Raw genomic sequence first — 4,000 nt, forward strand, 5'->3', positions numbered from 1 at the left:
TCAAAAGTTGACCGTTTTAGAGGGTGAAGATTTCAGAACAAATCTTGATCTTGTTAGAGAGGAAGTTGCCACTGCTTTAAATGATCGGTTAGATGAAGGAGAAGTGACCGACATTTATATTACTGAGAAAACAGTTCAGTAATTACTCGGCACTCCAATGTGGAGGTGAAATAATGGCAGAAGATGTATTATCCCAAGGAGAAATAGATGCGCTCCTATCAGCAATCTCAACGGGTGAGATGGATGCTGAAGAGCTTAAAGAACAACAGACTGAGGAACGAAAAATTAGAGACTATGATTTTAAAAGAGCTTTACGTTTTTCAAAGGATCAGATTCGAGGGTTAACTAGGGTTCATGAAAATTTTGCAAGATTGTTAACTTCATTTTTTGCTGGTCAGCTTAGAACTTATGCAGAAGTAACAGTTGCCTCTGTTGACCAAGTACCATATGAGGAGTTTATTCGCTCAATGCCGCAGCGAACGGTATTAAATATTTTCTCAGTCGATCCGTTAGAAGGTAGAGTATTATACGAGGTGAACCCGAACATAGCCTATGCAATTCTAGATCGAACATTAGGTGGCGAAGGTCAAGGTGAGAATAAAGTAGAAAACTTAACTGAAATTGAAAGCCGAATTATGTCTAGATTGTTTGAGCAAGCATTTGAATCACTAGAAGAGGCTTGGGGAAGTTTAGTTGAAATTGACTTAACGTTAGAGGAATTTGAAATTAACCCTCAGTTCATACAGATGGTTTCGCCCAATGAAACTGTTGTAGTCGTTTCATTAAATACGACAGTTGGCGAAAGCTCTGGCATGATGAATATTTGTATTCCACATATGGTATTAGAACCTATTATTTCAAAATTATCGGTCCATTATTGGATGCAAAATGAATCTAGCAAAAGTAATCCAGAAGACTTTGAACATATCGCGACTAATTTAAACAAAGTTAACGTTGAAACTAAGGCTTTATTAGGTGAATCAACAATCTCTATTAATGAATTTTTAAATTTAAATGAAGATGATGTCATTATGTTAAACCAAGAGATTGATCAACCATTAAAATTATTTGTAAATGATGAACCTAAATTTTACGTACAGCCAGGTAAAAAGAAGCGTCATATGGCTGTGCAAGTTTTAGGTGAAACAAGGGGTGAAGAAGATGAGTAATAATGATGATATGCTTTCACAAGAAGAAATAGATGCTCTACTTAACGGAACGCAAGGTGAAGATGAATCGTATAGTGACAGTAATGATACAATTGGTATCTCAAGTATATTGTCAGATATCGAAATCGACGCAATTGGGGAATTAGGCAATATATCATTCGGTAGTTCTGCTACAGCTTTATCTTCCTTATTGAATCAAAAAGTAGAGATTACGACACCGGTGGTTTCAGCAATTAATAGTGATTCATTAGATGATAGCTTTCCGACACCACATGTTGCAGTAAAGGTAGATTACACGACAGGGTTTAAAGGAACTAACCTTTTCGTTATTAAGAGCCAAGATGCTGCGATCATTGCTGACCTTATGTTAGGTGGAGATGGGACTTCACCTACAGAAGAACTAGGAGAAATACAATTGAGTGCCGTACAAGAGGCGATGAATCAAATGATGGGGTCGGCTGCAACGAGTATGTCTTCTGTGTTTGATAAAAGAGTAGACATTTCACCGCCTAATACAACTTTACTAGATGTTGAGTCGGGTGAAGGTGTAGATTATATACCTGATGAGGATACATTTGTAAAAGTATCTTTCCAGCTTCAGGTAGGTCAATTAATTGATTCTAGCATTATGCAACTGCTACCAGTAGACTTTGCTAAAGATTTTGTCGATAGCTTGTTAAATATAGAAGAACCAGCTGAAGAATTATCTAATAAAGAGGATTCTATTAAGGAGCAACCTACCATTAATGAAGAACCTAAACAGACAACCGAAAGTTCAGCTACTCAAAATATTGGACAAAGAGCATTTCAAGAACAGGCTCAAGACCACCAAGTTGAAAAGGCGGAATTTGCAGATTTTGGAAACTCCCCGCAACTCGATTCTGGAGAAAAACGTAATTTAGACTTGTTAATGGATATTCCATTAAATGTGCAAGTAGAATTAGGTCGCTCTAGTAAAAGCATAAAAGAAATTTTGGAATTAAGTACAGGTTCAATCATCGAGTTAGACAAATTAGCAGGTGAACCTGTCGATATTTTAGTTAACAATAAACTAATTGCTAAAGGTGAAGTTGTTGTAATTGATGAAAACTTTGGTGTAAGAGTATCAGATATACTAAGCCAATCAGAGAGAATTCAGAAGTTGAAATAAATTAGGGGGAATTGATTATGAGTAACAAAATTTTAATTGTAGATGATGCAGCTTTTATGAGAATGATGATCAAAGATATTCTAGAAAAGAATGACTATGTAATAGTTGGAGAAGCAGAAAACGGACAAGAAGCAGTAGAACAATATAAAGAATTAAAACCAGACTTAGTTACATTAGATATTACAATGCCTGAAAAGAACGGTATAGAAGCTTTAAAAGAGATTATGAGTGAAGATAGTAATGCTAAGGTCGTTATGTGTTCTGCAATGGGACAACAGGCTATGGTTATTGATGCAATCCAAGCTGGTGCAAAAGATTTTATTGTGAAACCTTTCCAGGCAGACCGCGTTCTAGAAGCAATTGGCAAGGCTTTAAGTTAAATCGTGAAGGTTGATTAATCATGAAAATATGGAAAATATCATTTGTTACAATCTTACTCTTCACCTTATTAAGTACAAATGATTATATATCATTTGCAGAAGATGATTGTGATGGTAGTGTTTCAGATTGTATACAGGGATTTAACCCACAAGGTCATGAGGAAGATAATGATAGTTTAAGGAATAATGACGATGAGGAGCGAGATGAAGCGCCTGTAGCTTCTAATAATGACCAAGATGAACAACAAATTGGCCAAACAAACCGCTCGTTATTTCTTGATTTCTTAAGGATGATTGCCGCGTTAGTCCTTGTGTTAGCTTTAATTTTTGTCGTATTAAAATTTGTACAAAAGAGAACAAGAATTTATCAACAAACACAATCGTTAGAAAATGTTGGTGGCATTGCACTAGGGAATAATAAGTCAGCTCAAATTGTTCGCATTGGGAATGAGTACTATTTATTAGGTGTTGGAGATAATGTAGAAATGTTAACTAAAGTTGAGGATGAAGAAACGATCGAGCAGTTATCCCAATCTCATGAAGATTCATCTAACAACATTTCATTTCAATCTGTTTTACAAAATTTTCAAAACCGGAACCGGAACCCATATCAAGAAGAAGAGACGAGAAATCAATTTAAGACGGAATTAGAAACGATGAAAAACTCTAGAAAAAGAATGATGAAACGTTATCAAGACAAGGATGGACCAAACGATGAATGAGTTTGTAAACATGTTTTCAGAAAATGATCCAGAAGCAATTTCTACGGCCGTACAGTTATTAATACTGTTAACCGTTTTGACTTTAGCGCCTAGTATTTTAATTTTGATGACTTGTTTTACTAGAATCATAATTGTTTTATCATTTGTCCGTACATCGTTAGCTACCCAGCAAATGCCGCCAAACCAAGTATTAATCGGTTTAGCCTTGTTTTTAACCTTTTTCATTATGGCACCTACTTTTTATGAAGTTAATGAACAAGCATTACAACCTTTATTTAATGAAGAAATTTCTTTAGAGGAGGCTTACGAGGAAGCAAGCACTCCATTTAAAGAATTTATGGCACAGCATACGAGACAACAAGATTTAGCTCTGTTTCTAGATTATTCAGGAGCTGAGCCACCTCAATCGATTGAGGATATACCGCTTACAGCACTAGTTCCTGCATTTGCAATTAGCGAGTTAAAAACGGCCTTTCAAATGGGTTTTATGATTTTTATTCCATTTTTAGTTATTGATATGGCTGTTGCGAGTGTCTTAATGTCAATGGGGATGATGATGTTACCGCCTGTCATGATTTC

General features: G+C 35.7%; 5 protein-coding genes. All 5 read left to right on the forward strand.

Going from position 1 to position 4,000, the window contains the following annotated elements; all coding sequences use genetic code 11:
- Positions 1-173: 173 nt before the first annotated feature.
- Entirely contained in the window at positions 174-1,169 is a 996-nt protein-coding gene (fliM, locus tag A194_RS0115210) for a flagellar motor switch protein FliM (RefSeq protein ID WP_017187652.1), read from the forward strand.
- Entirely contained in the window at positions 1,162-2,319 is a 1,158-nt protein-coding gene (gene fliY / locus A194_RS0115215; RefSeq protein ID WP_017187653.1) for a flagellar motor switch phosphatase FliY, read from the forward strand. Before fliM ends, fliY begins: the two co-directional genes overlap by 8 nt.
- 17 nt (positions 2,320-2,336) lie before the next feature.
- The gene (locus tag A194_RS0115220; RefSeq protein WP_017187654.1) at positions 2,337-2,699 is read left to right on the forward strand and encodes a response regulator; all 363 of its coding nucleotides are present in this window, start codon (positions 2,337-2,339) and stop codon (positions 2,697-2,699) included.
- A 20-nt stretch (positions 2,700-2,719) separates the two neighbouring features.
- On the forward strand, positions 2,720-3,421 hold the full coding sequence (locus tag A194_RS18765) for a flagellar biosynthetic protein FliO (RefSeq protein ID WP_017187655.1): 702 nt from the start codon (positions 2,720-2,722) through the stop codon (positions 3,419-3,421).
- On the forward strand, positions 3,414-4,000 hold a 587-nt coding region (fliP, locus tag A194_RS0115230), incomplete at its 3' end, for a flagellar type III secretion system pore protein FliP (RefSeq protein WP_017187656.1). The genes A194_RS18765 and fliP, both read left to right, overlap by 8 nt.

The sequence above is a fragment of the Alkalibacillus haloalkaliphilus C5 genome (genome assembly GCF_000269905.1).
In the GTDB taxonomy this organism is placed as follows: domain Bacteria; phylum Bacillota; class Bacilli; order Bacillales; family Alkalibacillaceae; genus Alkalibacillus; species Alkalibacillus haloalkaliphilus_A.

Coding starts and splice junctions, on each gene's coding strand:
- A194_RS18765 (WP_017187655.1), top strand. CDS start 2,720: ATGAAAATATGGAAAATATCATTTGTTACAATCTTACTCTTCACCTTA.
- A194_RS0115220 (WP_017187654.1), top strand. CDS start 2,337: ATGAGTAACAAAATTTTAATTGTAGATGATGCAGCTTTTATGAGAATG.
- fliY (WP_017187653.1), top strand. CDS start 1,162: ATGAGTAATAATGATGATATGCTTTCACAAGAAGAAATAGATGCTCTA.
- fliM (WP_017187652.1), top strand. CDS start 174: ATGGCAGAAGATGTATTATCCCAAGGAGAAATAGATGCGCTCCTATCA.